The 18,993-nt window shown below is 34.3% G+C and carries 18 protein-coding genes, 2 tRNA genes and 2 rRNA genes; 13 read left to right on the top strand and 9 right to left on the bottom strand.

Features of this window, described 5'->3' with window-relative positions:
• Positions 1–74: 74 nt before the first annotated feature.
• Positions 75–1,364, bottom strand: a complete 1,290-nt coding sequence (locus KZH69_RS19625) for a hypothetical protein (protein WP_219319170.1) — start codon at positions 1,362–1,364, stop codon at positions 75–77.
• Between the two features lie 3 nt (positions 1,365–1,367).
• The gene (locus KZH69_RS19620) at positions 1,368–1,562 is read right to left on the bottom strand and encodes a hypothetical protein (protein ID WP_219319169.1); all 195 of its coding nucleotides are present in this window, start codon (positions 1,560–1,562) and stop codon (positions 1,368–1,370) included.
• Positions 1,563–1,656: 94 nt separating this feature from the next.
• Here KZH69_RS19620 and KZH69_RS19615 point away from each other — a divergent pair, with 94 nt between their 5' ends.
• The 8 genes from KZH69_RS19615 (at position 1,657) to KZH69_RS19580 (ending at position 10,902) form a co-directional block, all read left to right on the top strand.
• The gene (locus tag KZH69_RS19615) at positions 1,657–2,424 is read left to right on the top strand and encodes a S24 family peptidase (protein ID WP_219319168.1); all 768 of its coding nucleotides are present in this window, start codon (positions 1,657–1,659) and stop codon (positions 2,422–2,424) included.
• A gap of 641 nt (positions 2,425–3,065) precedes the next feature.
• A complete protein-coding gene (locus KZH69_RS19610) occupies positions 3,066–3,782 on the top strand; it encodes an ABC transporter ATP-binding protein (RefSeq protein WP_219319167.1) in 717 nt (238 codons plus the stop codon).
• A gap of 32 nt (positions 3,783–3,814) precedes the next feature.
• Positions 3,815–4,672: an ATP-grasp domain-containing protein gene (locus KZH69_RS19605; protein WP_219319166.1), complete on the top strand. Its 858-nt coding sequence runs from the start codon at positions 3,815–3,817 to the stop codon at positions 4,670–4,672.
• 47 nt (positions 4,673–4,719) lie between these two features.
• A complete protein-coding gene (locus tag KZH69_RS19600) occupies positions 4,720–5,289 on the top strand; it encodes a cob(I)yrinic acid a,c-diamide adenosyltransferase (protein ID WP_219319165.1) in 570 nt (189 codons plus the stop codon).
• 182 nt (positions 5,290–5,471) lie between these two features.
• Positions 5,472–5,693, top strand: coding sequence for a DUF2795 domain-containing protein (locus tag KZH69_RS19595; RefSeq protein ID WP_007138072.1), 222 nt, complete (start codon positions 5,472–5,474; stop codon positions 5,691–5,693).
• A gap of 95 nt (positions 5,694–5,788) precedes the next feature.
• Positions 5,789–9,130 (top strand): preprotein translocase subunit SecA, encoded by a 3,342-nt coding sequence (gene secA, locus KZH69_RS19590; protein WP_219319164.1) that lies wholly within the window; start codon positions 5,789–5,791, stop codon positions 9,128–9,130.
• A gap of 125 nt (positions 9,131–9,255) precedes the next feature.
• On the top strand, positions 9,256–9,603 hold the full coding sequence (locus KZH69_RS19585) for a DHCW motif cupin fold protein (RefSeq protein WP_219319163.1): 348 nt from the start codon (positions 9,256–9,258) through the stop codon (positions 9,601–9,603).
• Positions 9,604–9,609: 6 nt separating this feature from the next.
• On the top strand, positions 9,610–10,902 hold the full coding sequence (locus KZH69_RS19580) for a DUF389 domain-containing protein (RefSeq protein ID WP_219319162.1): 1,293 nt from the start codon (positions 9,610–9,612) through the stop codon (positions 10,900–10,902).
• A 249-nt stretch (positions 10,903–11,151) separates the two neighbouring features.
• Here the strand turns inward: KZH69_RS19580 and KZH69_RS19575 are convergent, their stop codons facing one another.
• Positions 11,152–12,618, bottom strand: coding sequence for an aminoacyl-histidine dipeptidase (locus tag KZH69_RS19575; RefSeq protein ID WP_219319161.1), 1,467 nt, complete (start codon positions 12,616–12,618; stop codon positions 11,152–11,154).
• A gap of 148 nt (positions 12,619–12,766) precedes the next feature.
• Here KZH69_RS19575 and KZH69_RS19570 point away from each other — a divergent pair, with 148 nt between their 5' ends.
• From KZH69_RS19570 to KZH69_RS19560, 3 genes are all read left to right on the top strand, one after another.
• A complete protein-coding gene (locus KZH69_RS19570) occupies positions 12,767–13,828 on the top strand; it encodes a DUF3810 domain-containing protein (protein WP_219319160.1) in 1,062 nt (353 codons plus the stop codon).
• 242 nt (positions 13,829–14,070) lie between these two features.
• Entirely contained in the window at positions 14,071–14,574 is a 504-nt protein-coding gene (locus KZH69_RS19565; protein ID WP_219319159.1) for an RNA polymerase sigma factor, read from the top strand.
• Positions 14,571–15,224 carry a DUF8845 family protein gene (locus tag KZH69_RS19560; RefSeq protein ID WP_219319158.1) on the top strand — a complete coding sequence of 218 codons (654 nt, stop codon included), beginning with the start codon at positions 14,571–14,573 and terminating at the stop codon, positions 15,222–15,224. The genes KZH69_RS19565 and KZH69_RS19560 overlap by 4 nt, the downstream gene beginning before the upstream one ends.
• A 68-nt stretch (positions 15,225–15,292) precedes the next feature.
• Here KZH69_RS19560 and KZH69_RS19555 read toward each other — a convergent pair whose 3' ends face one another.
• Together KZH69_RS19555 and KZH69_RS19550 are read right to left on the bottom strand one after the other, a co-directional pair.
• Complete coding sequence (locus KZH69_RS19555) at positions 15,293–16,102, bottom strand: lysophospholipid acyltransferase family protein (protein ID WP_219319157.1); 810 nt, start codon at positions 16,100–16,102, stop codon at positions 15,293–15,295.
• 98 nt (positions 16,103–16,200) lie between these two features.
• Positions 16,201–16,854: an NUDIX hydrolase gene (locus KZH69_RS19550; protein ID WP_219319156.1), complete on the bottom strand. Its 654-nt coding sequence runs from the start codon at positions 16,852–16,854 to the stop codon at positions 16,201–16,203.
• A gap of 92 nt (positions 16,855–16,946) precedes the next feature.
• Between KZH69_RS19550 and KZH69_RS19545 the strand changes: the two genes are divergently transcribed.
• Positions 16,947–17,384 (top strand): DUF4268 domain-containing protein, encoded by a 438-nt coding sequence (locus KZH69_RS19545; RefSeq protein WP_219319155.1) that lies wholly within the window; start codon positions 16,947–16,949, stop codon positions 17,382–17,384.
• A gap of 41 nt (positions 17,385–17,425) precedes the next feature.
• Entirely contained in the window at positions 17,426–18,067 is a 642-nt protein-coding gene (locus tag KZH69_RS19540; RefSeq protein ID WP_219319154.1) for an endonuclease III domain-containing protein, read from the top strand.
• A gap of 317 nt (positions 18,068–18,384) precedes the next feature.
• Here the strand turns inward: KZH69_RS19540 and KZH69_RS19535 are convergent.
• From KZH69_RS19535 to KZH69_RS19520, 4 genes are all read right to left on the bottom strand, one after another.
• Positions 18,385–18,470, bottom strand: a tRNA-Leu gene (locus tag KZH69_RS19535).
• Between the two features lie 7 nt (positions 18,471–18,477).
• A tRNA-Phe gene (locus KZH69_RS19530) sits at positions 18,478–18,550 on the bottom strand.
• Positions 18,551–18,612: 62 nt separating this feature from the next.
• A 5S ribosomal RNA gene (gene rrf / locus KZH69_RS19525) occupies positions 18,613–18,722 on the bottom strand.
• A 147-nt stretch (positions 18,723–18,869) separates the two neighbouring features.
• Positions 18,870–18,993: ribosomal RNA gene (locus KZH69_RS19520) — 23S ribosomal RNA — on the bottom strand; the annotation flags it as partial.

Here is an 18,993-nt window from a genome sequence, read left to right as displayed (position 1 = left end):
AAAAAAAGTAGTTTTTAATGAAAAATGGAGGTGGTCATTTTGCTCCGGAATTAGGTGGTCATTTTGAATTGGAATCAGGTGGTCACTTTAAATTGGAATTGGGTGGTCAATATCACTGGAATTTGCAGGTTACACCAGCGAACAAAAGGAAACACATTTCCTGCTTTCATTAATCCATCTTTATAATCAGAAACTAAATGCTGTTCGACTTCCATTTGCATTGGAACTCCTAAACCTTTAGAGGTTGTAAAACGGAACATCGAGCGAAGACAATCAATGTATAAATCGTGATTTTTTGATTTGGAGTGAGCAATTCCGATCATTGCACCACTCATTACATCAAAGGCATAGTAAGCCATGACTTTTGAGCCATCTGGCAACTTAGTATGCATAATGTCACGGTCATCGAGCGTTATCTTACTCATTGAATAATTTGGAGGCGTACGAGTAACGTGTGGACGGTTTTTATGATTGAAATCGTAAGCTCCGTTTCTCGCTTTCTTCACAATAATGTCGTTATGTGGTGCATTTATATAATTCCAAACCGTTCCTACAGTTATTTCAACTGGCTTTCCTCTTTTGAAAAAATCTTTTTTATCAAAAACTTCCCCTGTTTTAATATCAAAAACATCAATTTCACCTTTTAAAAAATCTTCGTACATTTCGTGTACATTTTCCACATAAGGCTTGTTTGGCAGGCAATACAGACTTAGAATTAAACGCTCTATTTTAGAAGTTACTTTCAAAGCGTTTTTCATTCCGAACTTATCCGATATAATCCCCGCATAACCTTCTTTAGCATATTTGTTGACCTTATAGCGTAATGAACTTTTAGTTGTTGGCAACTTATGATCTACGTCATGAAAACCATTTACATCATTGCTTAAAGTTTGCCAAATGTCCATTGCTCCACTTCCTAAAGCTTTCCAATACTGCTTACGGTTGTTTTTCATTAGCAAAACCGTGTTTAATACTGAGGCTTGGTAAGTGTATTTCTCAATAATTGGTGTGTCCAATTTTACGTTATCACCGTATGTGTACGCTAAATAGAAATTAAAAGCTTCTCGATCTGCAACATAATGCTGAGCAAACCAACTTTTTTTAATTTCCTCCTGTGGCTTTCCAAATCTTACAGTTAACTGATCTTTCCAGTCTTGAGAAAGCGAGGTAAACAATATAAGTGCCTCACCCGACCACGAACCTTTTCTTAGTTCCTTTTCAGTACAAGTTGATGAGGCTGTACGTTTATACAGTGCATTATAACTAATAAGCTTTAGGCTGTCTTCATGGAAGTCTCTGTCAAAAATCAAATACTTGATTTTGACACCTAGCTTTTTTTCGTGAAATTCGTATGGGGTCTCCAAATCCTAAAGTTTTTTTAATGTTTCAGCAACTTGCTTAACCATCTCTTTATAATCCGATATTATTGTTTCTGAGGTTTCGCTAGTTCTATCACCATTCAAACTCATGGTGATAAATCTTTTGGATACTCCATACTTTTCAGTCAATCGAATAAGGATTTCCGCATTGTAGTTATTTTTCTTTTTCGTAGGTTTGTCCATTGCTTATTTTGTTCTCGTTGATGGAACAAATATACAAACATGTTTATTATTTCAAAACAAAAAACAAACATTTTTATAAAAATATTTATAATTTATGGAAATACCATTGGAAAACCAGCGTATTAGAACAGTTATAGAGTTCTTTTGTGATGGTAATGAATTACAATTTAGCAAGGAAATTGGTATCAGTCAGCCTAGAATCAATCGATTATTTAATATTGACCCACGAAATAGCAAATATCCGCTAGTAACTTTTGACATTATTAAAGCAATTATAAACAAGTTTATAAATGTTTCAGCTGAATGGCTCGTGACTGGAAACGGTGAAATGAGGAAACCTGAGATTAATTCATATAGCGATATATCTCCAAAAGAAAATTCAGTAAACGGACCCCAGTCGAATATATTTAAAATGAAAACTGACAAGATGGTTCAAAAGCAATCAGTTCCTTTATATGATATTCAAGCATCGGCTTCTGTGGTAGCTTTGTTCCGAGATACAAACAATGAAAAACCTGTAGATCATATTACGATACCTAATTTACCAAAGTGTGATGGTGCCATTTATGTAAGTGGTGACAGTATGTATCCTTTGCTAAAATCTGGCGATATCATAATGTATAAAAAGCTGAGCAGTCATATTGACAATATATTTTGGGGCGAAATGTATCTTGTATCATTAGTCAATGATGATGGTGACGAGTTTGTAATGGTAAAGTGGGTTCAAAAATCTGAAAAAGGTGACGAATTCATCAAACTGGTAAGTGAAAATAGGCACCATCAACCCAAAGACTTTCATCTAAACAATGTCAAAGGATTGGCGCTAATTAAGGCCAGTGTTAGGGTTAATTCTATGTATTAAAACATAAATCACTGATTAGTAGTTGTTTAATATACTTTAATTGCTTTAAATCTGCATTATGGGGTAGTTATAATGTTATTTTTGTACTGTTTAAAGTTTTTAAACATACATTACGGGGTATTCTTAGAGTGTTTTTTATACATAAATTTGGCTACCCTGTAGGCAACCCTATAAGCAACCCTATTATAAAAATACCTTTTTTTTCAATTGTTTAATTTTCTCAATTTATCCCACAAAAAAAGCCCTAATTAAAGGGCTTATTATTCTGTTTTAGTAGCTAAAAATGTTTGTTTTTACTAGGTATATGGTAGTTTTGCAGTATATTAGTGGCCTAGGTGGTAGTTAGTTGCTTAAAACAGTCTTTAATGGTTATTTAAACGGTAGTTAAATGGTACTTTATAGTAGCAGAATGAACATTTCTAATTTTACAATATTTAGACCTTTTTTGTTGTGAAGTATTGATTTTGTTGACTTTTTCTGCCTTTTTTGTAATAGCTATATTGTTTATATTAATTTGTTAGCCCTAGATATTACATCCAAATAAATTGTAACAAAAATCGATCTATCACTACTTATCATAAATTAAATAGTCTTTTGTACTTTTAAAATCTTAAATCAACAATCTACAATCAATAATTCTAATGAAAAATCCACTTATAAAAATTACCAATATCAAACGAGACTTTGTACTTGGAAACGAAATTGTATATGTATTAAAAGGTATTGATTTAGAAATTAACAAAGGGGAATATGTAGCTTTAATGGGACCCTCAGGTTCAGGAAAATCTACATTAATGAATTTATTAGGTTGTTTAGACACGCCTACTTCCGGTACTTACATTTTAAACGGAAAAGATGTCAGTCACATGAAAGACGACGAATTGGCTGAAATTAGAAACAAAGAGATTGGATTTGTTTTTCAAACCTTCAACCTTTTGCCCAGAACTACTGCACTTGACAATGTGGCTTTACCGATGATTTATGCAGGATATTCAAAATCCGAACGAAATACACGCGCCATCGAAGTGCTCAATCAAGTCAATCTAGGCGACAGAATGGATCACCAGCCCAATCAGCTTTCCGGCGGTCAACGCCAACGTGTTGCTATCGCCAGAGCATTGGTCAACAAACCTTCTATTATACTCGCGGATGAACCAACAGGAAATTTGGACAGTAAAACTTCTTTAGAAATCATGAAGCTTTTTGGAGATATTCATGCCAATGGAAATACCGTAATTCTAGTAACTCACGAAGAAGAAATCGCTGCTTATGCACATAGAGTAATCCGTTTGAGAGACGGAATCATTGAGAGTGATAGCATAAAGGAACAGTATCGTGAAGAAACAGTATATAAATAGTGGAATTCAACAAAACTACAAGAAATTCGACAATGACAATTGGTTTACTTACCTGTGAAAAGCTTCCTGATTTAACAATCTCAGATCAACAATTAATCCCAGAACTAGCCAAACACAACATCATTGCAAAAGCGGTGATTTGGAATGACAAAACCATCGATTGGAGTGATTTTAATTACTTAATCTTTCGCAATACTTGGGATTATTTTGAGAAAGAAACCGAGTTTAATCTTTGGCTCGACCATATCGAACAATTGGGCATTAAAACACTCAATCCAATTGAAATCATTAAGCAAAACAAGCATAAATTTTATTTACGCCAAATGGAGAAACAAGGGATTACAATTCTTCCCACTGTTTTCATTGACAAAACCGAAAACCTGAATCTTGCCGAAATAATCCCGAAACAGTGGCAAAAAGCAGTCTTAAAACCGGCTTTTTCTGCAGGTTCCTATCAAACTTCCGTTTTTGACGCATCAGATATCAAAAGAACAAATGACGAATACACAAAAATAGCCCAAGAAAAAGAATTGCTTCTACAGGAATTCATCCCTGAAATTCAAACATTGGGAGAAACTTCTTTTATTTTTTTCAATAAAAAATTCTCTCATGCTGTAAATAAAAAGCCAATTGATGGCGATTTTCGAGTGCAGTCCCAGTTTGGAGGAAAGTACACTTTGATACAACCCTGCCAAGAATTAATAGACAAAGCCCAAAAAATTGTTAATACTTTTCATGACGAATTACTATATGCCCGAGTTGATGGAATTGTAATTGGCACAGAATTGCATTTAATGGAAATAGAATGCATCGAGCCCGATTTGTATTTCGATATCAGCGAAGGTGCGATGCAACGTTTTGTTACTTCAATAATCGAATTAATACAGTAATTTTTCTTTTCAGATAATCTAAAATCCGCACTCAAAAATCAAATTAAATGAAAGTATATACTAAAACTGGAGATAGTGGAACTACAGCCCTTTTTGGAGGAACTCGGGTACCAAAAGATCATGCACGCATAGAAAGCTATGGAACTGTAGATGAATTAAATTCCTATATCGGACTGATCCGTGACCAAGAAATAAACAATCATTACAAAGATATTTTAATCGAAATTCAAGACCGTCTCTTTACCATAGGAGCAATTCTGGCTACTCCTCCTGAAAAAGAAGTGATGAAAAACGGTGAACTTCGATTAAAAAAACTCGGAATAACAGAAAGTGATATCGAATTATTAGAAAATGAAATCGACATTATGGAGGAAACACTTCCGCCAATGACTCATTTTGTTTTACCCGGAGGACATCAAACTGTGTCATATTGTCATATAACAAGATGCGTTTGCCGCCGTGCAGAGCGTTTGGCGGTACATTTAAGTCATAATGAACCTGTTGCAGAAATAGCCATTAAATACTTAAACCGACTTTCTGACTATCTTTTTGTATTGGCACGAAAGTTGTCCTCAGATTTAAACGCTGATGAAGTAAAATGGATACCTAGGAAATAAGTATGCAGTTTGCAGATTAAAGTATACAGTATTTTAGAATAGATTTTCAGTTTTAAAATCTGTAATCTGTAACCTTAAATCTGCTGTCTGAAAATACGTTCTTAACTTTAAAAAAAATAAATCATTTTTTACTTGTCTTTTTCAGTAAAAAATTTATTTTTGCACAAACTAAATCGACAACTATGTATTGGACATTAGAATTAGCATCGTATTTAAGCGACGCACCGTGGCCTGCTAACAAAGACGAACTTATTGACTACGCTATTAGAGCAGGAGCTCCATTAGAAGTAGTAGAAAACCTTCAGTCCATAGAAGACGAAGGCGAGATATATGAATCAATGGAAGAAATTTGGCCAGATTATCCTACGGACGAAGATTATCTTTGGAATGAGGATGAATATTAAAAAAGTAAACCAAGAAAAAGTCTCAAAAGAGGCTTTTTTTTTGTTTAATTTTACACAGTTATAACAGTTATATTAAATAGAAATAAAAATAAATCATGAGTTTCATAAACAGTATTATTAAAATCTTTGTTGGAGATAAATCTGAGAAAGATGTCAAAGCTTTACAACCGTATTTGAACAAAATAAAGACTTTCGAAAGTGCTTTACAAGCTTTGTCACATGACGAATTAAGAGCAAGAACTGCTTTTTTTAAAGAAAAAATAAAACAAGCCCGTGCCGAGAAAGATGCCAAAATTGCTGCCCTTAAAGTAGAGGTTGAAGGTATTGAAGACATTGACAAACGCGAAGATATTTATATCGCTATTGATGCTCTGGAAAAAGAAGCTTACGATATATCAGAAAAAACATTAATGGAGATACTTCCTGAAGCTTTTGCTGTTGTGAAAGAAACAGCAAGACGTTTCAAAGACAACACTCAAATAGTGGTTGCCGCTACCGAAAAAGACAGAGAACTTTCGGCTACAAAAAGTTATATAACCCTTGATGGAGACAATGCTATCTGGGCCAACACTTGGAATGCTGCAGGAAAAGAAATCACTTGGGATATGATTCACTATGACGTTCAATTAATTGGCGGAATGGTATTGCATGAAGGGAAAGTTGCCGAAATGCAAACAGGGGAAGGAAAAACATTAGTGGCTACATTGCCATTATATTTGAATGCTTTGACTGGAAACGGTGTGCATTTAGTAACGGTGAATGATTACTTGGCCAAACGTGATAGTACCTGGAAAGCTCCTCTATTCGAATTTCACGGAATGACAGTAGACTGCATTGACAATCACCAACCAAGCACGGAAGCAAGAAAAAAAGCATATGAAGCTGACATTACTTATGGTACTAACAACGAATTTGGTTTTGACTACCTAAGAGACAACATGGCACATTCGCCAGAAGATTTGGTTCAAAGAAAACACAATTACGCTATTGTCGATGAGGTCGATTCTGTTTTAATTGATGATGCCCGTACACCTCTTATCATTTCAGGACCAGTTCCTCAGGGAGATCGCCATGAATTCAATGAGTTGAAACCAAAAATTGAAAATTTGGTGGCCTTACAACGCCAATTGGCTAATGGCTTTCTAGCTGAAGCTAAAAAATTAATCAAAGAAGGAAATACTAAAGATGGAGGCTTCTTATTATTGAGAGCCTACAGAAGTTTGCCTAAAAACAAAGCGCTAATTAAGTTTTTGAGTGAAGAAGGAATTAAACAATTGCTTCAAAAAACCGAAAACTCTTATATGCAAGACAACAATCGCGAAATGCCAAAAGTGGATGAAGCCTTGTATTTTGTAATTGAAGAAAAAAACAACCAAGTTAGTTTAACCGATAATGGTATCAAATTCCTTTCAGGAGATACTGAAGAGAACTTTTTTGTACTTCCAGACATTGGAACTGAAATTGCCGCAATCGAAAAGAAAAAACTGGACAAAGATGCGGAAGCAGAAGAAAAAGAAAGATTGTTCCAAGATTTTGGAATAAAAAGCGAGCGTATTCACACTTTAACACAACTTTTGAAAGCCTATAGTCTTTTTGAAAAAGATGTGGAATATGTAATCATGGACAACAAAATCATGATTGTAGATGAACAAACTGGTCGTATTATGGATGGTCGTCGTTATTCTGACGGTTTACACCAAGCGATTGAAGCCAAAGAAAACGTAAAAATTGAAGCTGCTACACAAACTTTTGCAACTATTACTTTGCAAAATTATTTCAGAATGTACAACAAGTTAGGCGGTATGACTGGAACAGCTGTAACTGAAGCAGGTGAGCTTTGGGAAATTTACAAACTGGATGTGGTAGAAATCCCTACCAACAGAGGAATGGCTCGTATAGATAAAGAAGATTTTATATACAAAACAACTCGTGAGAAATTCAATGCTGTAATTGAAGATGTAACTGAATTGTCAAAAGCCGGAAGACCTGTGCTTATTGGTACAACTTCGGTGGAGATTTCGGAATTATTGAGCCGTATGTTAAAAATGCGTGGTGTAGCCCACAACGTATTGAATGCAAAAATGCACAAACAAGAAGCGCAAATTGTTGAAGAAGCTGGTAAAGCTGGTGTAGTAACAATTGCTACAAACATGGCTGGTCGTGGTACCGATATCAAATTAACTCCTGAAGTAAAAGCAGCTGGAGGTTTGGCAATTGTTGGTACAGAGCGTCATGACTCTCGTCGTGTTGACCGTCAGTTACGTGGTCGTGCAGGACGTCAAGGAGATCCTGGAAGTTCTCAGTTTTATGTTTCTCTTGAAGACAACTTGATGCGTTTATTTGGTTCTGAAAGAGTAGCCAAAGTTATGGACAGAATGGGACTGCAAGAAGGAGAAGTAATCCAACATTCGATGATGACCAAATCTATCGAACGTGCTCAGAAAAAAGTAGAAGAAAACAATTTTGGTGTTCGTAAACGTTTATTGGAATATGATGACGTAATGAACGCACAACGTGAAGTAGTGTACAAACGTCGTCGTCATGCTTTATTTGGTGAGCGTTTAAAACTGGATATCGCTAATATGCTTTATGATACTTGCGAACTGATTGTTGACGAAAATAAAGCTAAAAATAGCTTCAAAGATTTTGAGTTTGACATTATTCGTTATTTCTCATTTACTTCACCAGTATCACAAGAGGATTTTTCTAAATTGACTGAAATTGAAATTACGGGTAAACTGTATAAAGCGACCCTTGAATTTTACACTCAAAAAACAGAAAGAAGTGCTAGAGAAGCGTTCCCTATCATCAAGAATGTTTATGAGGACAGAAACAATCATTTTGAGCGTATTGTAGTTCCGTTTACTGATGGACTAAAAGTATTCAATGTTGTAACCGACTTGAAAAAAGCTTACGAAACTGAAGGTGCTCAATTGGTAGCCGACTTTGAAAAAAATATTACTTTATCCATTGTTGACGAAGCTTGGAAAAAACATTTACGTAAAATGGACGAATTGAAACAATCTGTTCAATTGGCTGTTCACGAACAAAAAGATCCATTGCTTATTTACAAACTGGAAGCGTTTAATTTATTCCGTTCTATGCTTGACAATGTAAACAAAGATGTAATTTCGTTTTTATTCAAAGGTGATTTACCTGCTCAAAATGCTCCTGTTATTGAAGAAGCAAGGATCGAGCGTCAAGTTGAGGATTACAAATTAAGCAAAGACGAAATTCCAAATAGCGAAAGTGCTAATCAAGAGGTTGGACAAACGCAACAACGACAAGTAACGGAAACTATCGTTCGCGACCAACCAAAGATAAATCGTAACGATACGGTAACCATTCAAAATGTAGCCAATGGGCAAACACAAGAAATGAAATTCAAAAAAGCAGAAAGCTTAATCGCTAGCGGAGCTTGGGTTTTGGTTTCTTAATATAAAATAGAATTGATTTGAGTCCCCAATTACGAAAGTAGTTGGGGATTTTTTTATACCAAAAACCCAAAATAGATAATTTAGATTATATTCCTTAAATTTACTTTCAACAGAACAACTAAAAAATGTATACCATACCTTTCCAAACTATAGATTGGGACAAAATAGAAACAACAGAGTACATAGGAACTACAGGAACAGCTTACTGGCAAACTGTTCTACTAGATGGTCTCCGAATCCGAAAAGTAGTTTATTCTGGAAACTATTTTGCGGATCATTGGTGTCAAAAAGGGCATATAGTACATTGCTTGGAAGGTGAATTTATCAGTGAATTAGAAAATGGGGAAACCTTCAAACTTATCCAAGGAATGACTTATATCGTATCGGATGATTTGAGTTCGCATCGTTCCAAAACCGTAAACAAAGTTACTTTATTAATTATCGATGGAGATTTTTTGAAACCAAGCAAATAAAATAGCATGAACAAATTAATAAATAAGCTTATCAACTTCATTGACCTTCAAAAAGGAGAAGAAGACCAAAGAAAAGTATTGGAAAATATTATCAGCAATATTTCTTTTCGAGGTTCTAATTTATGGATTTTGGCTTGTGCCATTGTCATTGCTTCGGTGGGACTCAATGTCAATTCAACCGCAGTAATTATTGGAGCAATGTTGATTTCTCCTTTAATGGGGCCTATTGTTGGAGCAGGTTTCGGATTGGGAATGTATGATTTTGAATTGGTTAAAAAATCTATAAAAAACCTTGCAATAGCTACAATTGTCAGCTTAATTGTTTCAACTCTTTATTTTTATATTAGTCCATTCAAAGAAATCCAATCCGAGCTTTTAGCACGAACTTCCCCTAACATATATGACATCCTAATCGCCTTTTTTGGAGGATTGGTTGGTGTCATTGCCGTTACTAGAGTCGAAAAAGGGAATCCAATTCCGGGTGTAGCTATTGCAACAGCTTTGATGCCTCCATTGTGTACGGCTGGCTATGGTTTGGCAACTGGAAATTATTTGTTTTTTGGAGGTGCTTTGTATTTGTACACCATCAATTGTGTATTTATTTGTATTGCAACATTTGTAATTGTGAAATTTTTAAAATATCCCATTGCCAAACAAATCGATTTGAAACATCAAAAACAAGTAAAACAAGGTATTACAGCTCTTCTGATAATCATGATTATTCCTAGTGTTTATTTCGCCTATCGTTTATTTGACGAAAAAAAATACACGCAACGAACCGAAGACTTTATCGAAAAAGAATTTCCTCAAAAAGACTTTACGCTCATTTACAAAAAAACCGATTACAACAGCAATCCAAAGATTTTGGAATTGGCTTTTTTGTCTAAAAAATTCAATCCTTTAGAAATAAATGCATTAAATCAAAAGCTAAAAGAATATGATTTATCCAATACACAGCTTCAGATTAAACAAGACACTTTTGATTTAAAGAATGATATTTTGAATACCATTAATAATCATAAAAAATCAGGAGACGATAAAGACGAATTGATCCAAAGGCTACAAAAAAAGATAACCGATTTCCAGACCAACAATGCTAAAGTAAGCAAAGAAGCAGTAATTCTATTTCCCGAAATTAAACCAATAGCAATTACGCAATACAGCAGTAAAGACAAAACCATTCCTGTGTTGTTGTACAAAAGCAATACCGAATTAAATATGGATTCTAAAAAAAAGTTAGTGGTTTGGCTAAAGCAAAGACTGGAAAAAGACAGTGTGGAAGTTTACAGACAAGAGTAATTAACTGAAATAGAATTAATAAAAAAAACGTACCTTTACTAGAATAGATTTAAAAAAAAACCTAAAAACATACAATCATGTCTAAAAGTCAAGACGCCAAGAAAACGGCAAAAAAAGAGCCTCTTAAAACTGCTAAAGAAAAAAAGGAAGAGAAGAGAGAAAAGAAAAACAGCCCAAAAAGGGATTAATTGCTGATATTAACAAAACCCTCGTTTATTACTAAACGAGGGTTTTGTTTTGTGATCTAATTTACTCCTTAACTGGAATATTTTTTAAAATTTCTAATACAAATTTCCAGTATTTTTGAGCGGAAGAAATACTTGCTCTTTCGTCCGGTGAATGTGCGCCATGAATAGTTGGACCAAAAGAAATCATATCCATATCTGGATAATTTGTTCCTAGAATTCCGCATTCTAATCCGGCGTGACAAGCGGCTACATTTGGCTTTTCACCATTTTGTTTTTCATAAATAGAAACCAAAACATCTAATATTTCAGACTTCGGATTTGGTGACCAACCTGGATATGAACCTGAGAATTCCACTTCGCAGCCCATTAATTCAAATGCAGAACGCAAAGCATTGGCCATATCAAATTTAGATGATTCTACGGAAGAACGTGTCAAACACTGTACAGAAAGTTTCCCATCTCCTACCACAACTTTAGCAATATTATTGGAAGTTTCCACAAGATTATCAAAATCGGCACTCATTCTATAAACTCCATTGTGAGCAGTGTACATCGCTCGAACGAAATAAAATTGAGCAATCGATGGCATCACTGTTGCAGGAACAGCATCTAATTTTTCGAAAACTACTTCCAAGTTCGGCTCAGTTGTTTGAAATTCTGCTTTTATTTCGTTTACGATTTGTTGCATATCAAATACAAAAGCCTCGTCATAAACAGCTGCTATGATTACTTTTGCTGTGCTTTCACGCGGGATTGCATTACGAAGACTTCCTCCATTTATTTCAGAAATTTGCAATCCAAAATTATCAAAACCGTCAAATAACAAACGGTTCATAATTTTGTTGGCATTTCCTAAACCTTTGTGAATGTCCATCCCAGAATGACCTCCATTTAGTCCTTTTACCTTTATAGAATAAGCAACAGAACCTTCTGGCGCTTCCTCTTCATCATATTCGGCAGTGGCTGTAACATCGATTCCACCAGCACATCCAATACCTATTTCATCATCTTCTTCAGTATCCAGATTCAATAAAATATCACCACGTAAAATTCCTCCTTGTAGATTCAAAGCACCAGTCATTCCAGTTTCTTCGTCGATAGTAAACAAAGCTTCAATTGCAGGATGCGGAATGTCTTTGCTCTCTAAAATTGCCATAATAGTAGCCACCCCAAGTCCGTTATCGGCACCTAGAGTAGTTCCTTTGGCACGAACCCAATCCCCATCTACATACATATCGATTCCTTGAGTGTCAAAATCAAAAACAGTATCCGCATTTTTTTGGTGTACCATATCCAAATGCCCTTGTAAAACAAGCGCTTTTCTGTTTTCCATACCTGCAGTGGCTGGTTTACGGATAATTACATTTCGGATTTCATCTTCAAAAGTTTCTAGTCCCAAACGGGTACCGAAGTCTTTCATAAACTCAATTACACGTTCTTCTTTTTTGGAAGGACGAGGTACCGCATTCAAATCGGCAAATTTGTTCCAAAGTGCTTTTGGTTCTAGATTTCTTATCTCTTGACTCATTCTTTTGTATATTTTTTAATTAAAAAGGTTTAAAATAATAAAACCTCAAAGTTACAAACTACTAAAGCTAGTTTTATAAAAGTTTTAATTTATTTTAAAATAAATAATCCGTCAAAATTTGTTTCTTTACAAGACAATTAATGAAAAAATGAAACGCAGTTATATTCTCCCCTTATTTTTATTGTTACAAATTATAATTCTAAAAATCGTTCGATTTTTTCCAGAATGTGTAGAACGTTTTTACAGCAACGGATTTTACAAATATCTCTCAAAATTTTCGAGAATTCTTTTTGGAAAAATTCCTTTTTCTATAGGTGATTGTATTTATTTTATTTTGATTTTACTCTTTATAAAATGTTTTTGGAAAAACAGAAAGTCTTGGAAGCTGAATTGGAAAAACAACCTCCTAACGGTTTTAAGTGTTTTATCTGTATTTTATTTTTTCTTCCATATTCTTTGGGCACTGAATTATTACCGCGAACCGTTGTTTGAAAAAATGACGATTGAAAGAGATTATACCGATGCCGATTTATTGACTTTTACCAAAAAGTTAATTGCTAAAACAAATGCAATCCAAAGTCAAATAACAAAAAACGACAGTTTAAAAGTGGTATTTCCCTATTCGCAAAATCAAGTTTTTGAAATGAATCAAAATGGGTATCAAAATCTATCCCGAGAATATGAAGTCTTCAAGTATTCGCATTTGAGTATCAAGAAATCTCTTTTTAGTTTGCCATTGACCTATATGGGTTTTGGCGGCTATTTGAATCCGTTTACCAATGAAGCACAAGTGAACTATTTAGGTCCGATGTACAGTTTTCCGATGACTACGAATCATGAAATGGCACATCAAATGGGATATGCAAGTGAGAGCGAATGTAATTTTATTGGTTTTCTGTCATCTATAAAAAATGATAATTTGTATTTTCAATATTCAGGATATAGCATGGCTTTGCGCTATTGTTTGGGAAATTGGCAAATACGAAACGAAAAAATATTAAATCAATTACTCAAAACTATTCATCCCGGTATTTTGAAAAACTATCAAGAGAGTGAAGATTTTTGGGAACAATATCAAACCCCGATTGAAACAGGTTTTCACGCTTTTTATGACCGTTTTCTAAAAATCAATCAACAAAAAGATGGAATGGACAGTTATAGTAAATTTGTGAATTTGATGGTAAATTATTATAGGTTAAGGCCGTTGTGAGTTATCAGTTGTCGGTTTTCTTTTTTGATAGTTCTTATGAAAAATAAATTTTCTGGAGTAGCCCCGATAGCAGTGTAAATCCTTTTTGTCCCGTCTCGTCCCTAAAGACGAGACGGGACAAAAAGATTGAAACGAATAGCGGGAGAAGTGTAGTTATGAAATCTGAATTGGTGCTCCTACTATTTTTAAATTAAAATGTATCGTTTTGTAACAAAATCTACCACAATCGTACTAACTGAAATATGAGTGAAAATTTAGAACCTTCTTTTGTCAAGCAATTGCAAGAAAACCAGAATATAATCCACAAGATTTGTAGATTGTATACTTCTGGGGAGGACGCTCATAAGGATTTGTTTCAGGAAATCACTATTCAGCTCTGGAAAGCTTTCCCTAAATTTAGAGGAGAAAGTAAATTTTCGACTTGGGCTTATCGAGTCGCTTTGAATACAGCAATTACTTTGTATCGAAAGAGTAAACGCAACATTGCGACGGTTGAGTACGAAGGAAGACAACATTTTACGCTTGACATAGAATATAATTATGAGGAGGAGGAGCAGTTGAAATTGATGTACAAGGCAGTTTATCAGCTGAATGATATTGAAAAAGCGTTAGTATTTATGTATTTGGAAGACAAGGATTATACCGAAATATCGGAAACTTTAGGGATTAGTGAAGTGAATGCAAGGGTAAAAATGAATCGAATAAAAGGGAAATTAAAAAAAATATTAAATCCATTAGGCGTATGAAAGAGTTGGATTTATTAAAAAAAGACTGGAAAAAGAATGCAGCTTCTTTTGAACAGGTATCGGAAAACGAAATTTACAAAATGATTCATAAAAAATCGTCTTCGGTAGTGAAGTGGATTTTTATAGTAAGCATCATAGAACTTGGGCTGGGACTAGTCTTAGGATTGGCTCTATCATTTACCAAATATGACGAGAAAAATGTAGAATTAATTAAGCATTTAGGAGTTTATGGTTATTATATAGCCGCTACTGTCCTATTGTATGCTGTTATTCTGTATTTTATTTTCAAGTTTTATACCATGTACCGTAAAATTGCGGTCGATGACAATACCAAAAAGCTCATTTCGACGATATTAAAAACCCGAAAAGTGGTGAAGCAATACATTGCGTTTAACTTATCTTTTTTTGCTGTGTTTTTTATCATTTTCGGAGGCTATTTATTTTATGAAGGTTATTTGGAAGGTGCTTCAAAAAATGGCGTTATTCACCCTGAAATGCCTTTAAATATTGCTTTGATTTCCTTTATTGTATTGATTATAGCAACAGCAATTTTTACTTGTGTATTCTGGCTGATTTACAAATTAATCTATGGTATTTTACTAAAGCGTTTGCAGAATAACTTCGAAGAATTGAAGAAAATAGATTTGTAAGTTTTATGTGAATAGTAAAAAGTGAATAGTTCAAATAATAATTTAAACTATTCACTTTCGTCTTTAATTTAATAATCCCATTGTCTTTTTTTATTCAGTTCTTCTTGTTCTTGCAGTTCCTCTAGTGGAATAACTTTAAGGAAAGAAGGATGTTGCTCGATGGCATATTCGACTTTTTCAACAATTTCATCAATAGTATCATTGTCATAATCGATATCTAGAGGTTCTTTTATAATAAAGGATTGAAGGATTCCTTTCTTTTTCATACGCAAGCCTTTCTTGCAAAATGACCGTCTAAAACCGTCAATTACTATAGGCACAACAATAGGTCGGTGCTGTTTAATAATGTGTGCTGTTCCTTTTCGAACTGGTTTAAAAGATTTAGTTGTTCCTTGAGGAAAAGTAATTACCCAACCATCGGCCAATGCAATTTTAATATTCTCAGTATCATTTGGATTTACATCCTTTTTCTCAGTTACATCTTGCCCTTTGGCACGCCAAGTCCGTTCTACAGAAATTGCACCGGCATAGGCCATGATTTTAGGCAATAAACCCGCATTCATTGTTTCTTTGGCTGCTACATAATACATATTCAATTTGGGATTCCACATGTACCAAACATTTTTTATGGAATCTTCGCGACCACTTAAACTGGCATTAAAGACATGAAACATGGCAGTTACATCCGCAAAATAAGTTTGATGATTGGAGATAAAAAGAACGTTTGTATCAGGAAGATTTTTTATAATTTCAGAACCTTCAATTTGTAATTCATTAAAACCACGATAACGTCTATGGCTAATAAATCCGAAGATTCGAATCAACCATTTTTTTATAAATAGTATGTGTCCAAAAGGATTTCGTTTAAATAATCCCATAAGATTGTTTGTTTGTTTTTAGATTTGGGATTGCAAAATTACGATTTTTTTTCCTTTTTTTATATTAAAAAAGAACCCTTTTAACAAAACAAACTACTTCAAAAATTGATTATATTCAAAACGTTCTTTAAAACAATTTTCAATTCACTTAACATCATTGCGGTTGCTCCCCAAACAATATGTCCTTCAATTTTGAATGCAGGAACTTCAACAGATTTAGCATAAGAAGTTGTCATTTCTGCATTAATAACAATTGAATCGCTTAAAAAAGTAGTCAATGGCAATTCAATTATGTCTGCCACTTCGGTAGGATCAGGATAAAAGGCTATTTCATCCCTGCAAATTCCTAAAAAAGGATAAACCATAAAATTGCTCGGAGGTATGTATAAATGAGTAAATGCTTTTAGCACTTCAATTTTTTCATGATGAACCCCGATTTCTTCGTAGGTTTCTCTTAATGCTGTCTGCATAAAATTGGCATCTTCCTTTTCATACTTTCCACCTGGAAAAGCTATTTGGGAAGAATGAACTCCTTTGTATGAATTTCGAACAATTAATACCAAGTGAGTCTTACTTCCTTTTGGATAAAACAACATCATCACCGCTGCATTTCTTGGCTTTATTTCATCAAAATTTATTTTTTTGATAATTTCAAGACGTTCTTGAGGCACCATAACATTATGGGCTGCCTCGCCAGGAAGATTTACAGCATCCAAATAAGGAACAATTTGTAAAAAATCTTGAAAATCCATAATCAAAGGTTATTTTTGCAAATAAAATAATATCTAAATATACTTTAGAAATAAGTGTCAAACAAATTTTTAAACATCCAAAACCCAATAATATGTATAGCAAAGAAGAAAATCAAAAACTAAAACACGAATTTTGGGTAGAATTTGCACAAAAATATCCAAGAAAATGGGTTTTGTATGACACCAAAATCAAAGATTTCTCTTTTAAATTCTATGTCGAAAATACCAAAGCCCAAGTACATATCGATATCGAAATGAGAAATGTAGAATTGCGCATGCAGTATTTTGAAAAACTCCAAGCATTAAAAAATATACTCGAGGAAGAATATATTAAGGATTTGGTTTTTGAAAAAAATCACACTTTAGAAAACGGGAAAACCATTAGCCGTATTTGGGTCGAAAAAGGCAATGTAAGCGTAAGCAACCGTAAGTATTGGGACGAAATATTTGATTTTTTCTATGAAAAAATGAATGCTCTGGAACTATTTTATTTGGAGTATGATGAATTTATAAAAGATATTGAAAAATAGGGTTTTATATTTCGTAAATTGTTAATCAAAAATTACACAAAATGGATTTATTTGAAGAAACCAATGATTGGAGCACTAAACTAAACCCAATTCTGGATAAATACAAAGGCAGAAATCATCCGTTAGAGTATCAAAATTTGTATCAATTGGTAGTCATGGTGGTTCTTTCAGCTCAAGATTCAGATGCCAATATTAATAAAATAGGATCAAGCTTATTTGAAATTTTCCCTGACATGGAAAGTCTGTCCGTTTCGAATGTCGATGCATTAATACCACATATTTCCAAAGTTAGAAATTTTGGAACCAAAGCCAACTGGTTAATAGAAATTGCACAAACAGTTCAAAAAGACGAAAATATTCCACTCATAATGGAAAGTTTAACCGCTTTAAAAGGAATAGGACGAAAATCTGCCAATGTCATTATGCGAGAAGCTGGAGTTCCCGCCGAAGGAATTATCGCCGATTTGCACGTTATTCGCGTTTCCCCAAAAATTGGATTAATCCCGAAAATTCAAGACGGCAACAAAGTCGAAAAATTACTCATGCAAATTTTACCAAATAATATTTGGCGAGAAATTGGTATGGCTATTTCATATTTAGGTAGAGAAATTTGCAGACCACAACCAAAATGTGAAGAATGCCCAATTAATTCAATTTGCCTGTATTATAAAACCAATCAGTAGAAAAAAAACAAGAGATATTCATCTTTAAGAAGATTCCAATTTTTCGCCTGAACATTATGGCATCACCACAAGGGTCGGGCTGTCCATCATATTCCTGAATAACAAAAACTCCAGTAAAAAGCCTTGTTTTTCTAAATCGGGAGATGTCATTTCCTTCCATCATGCAATAGTGTTTTCAGAACATTATCTAAAATCAAAGACATTTACTATACTGAAACAAACAAGACACTCTACAAATATATATGTTCCATTTCAGAAAATGTACGGTCTAAAATAAAAAAACTTCAGTTAGCGTTAGCCAAATGAAGTTTTTTTTGTACTCAGAGCGGGACTTGAACCCGCACGAACATTGCTGTTCACTGGATTTTAAGTCCAGCGTGTCTACCAATTTCACCATCCGAGCATTAAAGTGGTACCTCCAGGGATCGAACCAGGGACACATGGATTTTCAGTCCATTGCTCTACCATCTGAGCTAAGGTACCTAATCTTCAATTAGATTTTGGTATAAAAAACCCCGTTTCTTTCGAAACGGGGTTTTAGTAAAAAAAGGCAGCGACATACTCTCCCACATAACTGCAGTACCATCTGCGCAGGCGGGCTTAACTACTCTGTTCGGGATGGGAAGAGGTGAGCCCCGCCGCAATAACCACCTTAAGTCGTTACAATTGCTTTGGACAATCATTGTCTGCCTGTTTTGGTTTTATAACCAAAAGTACAGACCAATATCTTAACATACTGAGATAAAGAACATAAAAAGTATTAGAAAGTTCTTCCCTCCCGATTGCTCGGGAGGAAAAGGGTGTACATAAGCTTACGGGTTATTAGTACTACTCGACTATGACATTACTGCCTTTACATCTATAGCCTATCAACGTGGTCATCTCCCACGACCCTTAAAAGAAATCTCATCTTGTGGTGGGTTTCG

Origin of the sequence: Flavobacterium taihuense, assembly GCF_019351435.1 — a bacterium.
GTDB classification, from domain to species: Bacteria; Bacteroidota; Bacteroidia; order Flavobacteriales; family Flavobacteriaceae; genus Flavobacterium; species Flavobacterium taihuense.
The sequence above is the reverse complement of the archived record's forward strand: the minus strand, read 5'-3'. Positions and strand labels throughout refer to the sequence as shown.

What these genes read in the sequence shown, in the direction of transcription:
- secA (WP_219319164.1), top strand. Translation starts at nt 5,789, where the DNA reads ATGAGTTTCATAAACAGTATTATTAAAATCTTTGTTGGAGATAAATCT.
- KZH69_RS19550 (WP_219319156.1), bottom strand. Translation starts at nt 16,854, where the DNA reads ATGGATTTTCAAGATTTTTTACAAATTGTTCCTTATTTGGATGCTGTA.
- KZH69_RS19565 (WP_219319159.1), top strand. Translation starts at nt 14,071, where the DNA reads ATGAGTGAAAATTTAGAACCTTCTTTTGTCAAGCAATTGCAAGAAAAC.
- KZH69_RS19615 (WP_219319168.1), top strand. Translation starts at nt 1,657, where the DNA reads ATGGAAATACCATTGGAAAACCAGCGTATTAGAACAGTTATAGAGTTC.
- KZH69_RS19585 (WP_219319163.1), top strand. Translation starts at nt 9,256, where the DNA reads ATGTATACCATACCTTTCCAAACTATAGATTGGGACAAAATAGAAACA.
- KZH69_RS19610 (WP_219319167.1), top strand. Translation starts at nt 3,066, where the DNA reads ATGAAAAATCCACTTATAAAAATTACCAATATCAAACGAGACTTTGTA.
- KZH69_RS19605 (WP_219319166.1), top strand. Translation starts at nt 3,815, where the DNA reads ATGACAATTGGTTTACTTACCTGTGAAAAGCTTCCTGATTTAACAATC.
- KZH69_RS19575 (WP_219319161.1), bottom strand. Translation starts at nt 12,618, where the DNA reads ATGAGTCAAGAGATAAGAAATCTAGAACCAAAAGCACTTTGGAACAAA.
- KZH69_RS19560 (WP_219319158.1), top strand. Translation starts at nt 14,571, where the DNA reads ATGAAAGAGTTGGATTTATTAAAAAAAGACTGGAAAAAGAATGCAGCT.
- KZH69_RS19620 (WP_219319169.1), bottom strand. Translation starts at nt 1,562, where the DNA reads ATGGACAAACCTACGAAAAAGAAAAATAACTACAATGCGGAAATCCTT.
- KZH69_RS19595 (WP_007138072.1), top strand. Translation starts at nt 5,472, where the DNA reads ATGTATTGGACATTAGAATTAGCATCGTATTTAAGCGACGCACCGTGG.
- KZH69_RS19545 (WP_219319155.1), top strand. Translation starts at nt 16,947, where the DNA reads ATGTATAGCAAAGAAGAAAATCAAAAACTAAAACACGAATTTTGGGTA.
- KZH69_RS19570 (WP_219319160.1), top strand. Translation starts at nt 12,767, where the DNA reads ATGAAACGCAGTTATATTCTCCCCTTATTTTTATTGTTACAAATTATA.
- KZH69_RS19580 (WP_219319162.1), top strand. Translation starts at nt 9,610, where the DNA reads ATGAACAAATTAATAAATAAGCTTATCAACTTCATTGACCTTCAAAAA.
- KZH69_RS19540 (WP_219319154.1), top strand. Translation starts at nt 17,426, where the DNA reads ATGGATTTATTTGAAGAAACCAATGATTGGAGCACTAAACTAAACCCA.
- KZH69_RS19555 (WP_219319157.1), bottom strand. Translation starts at nt 16,102, where the DNA reads ATGGGATTATTTAAACGAAATCCTTTTGGACACATACTATTTATAAAA.
- KZH69_RS19600 (WP_219319165.1), top strand. Translation starts at nt 4,720, where the DNA reads ATGAAAGTATATACTAAAACTGGAGATAGTGGAACTACAGCCCTTTTT.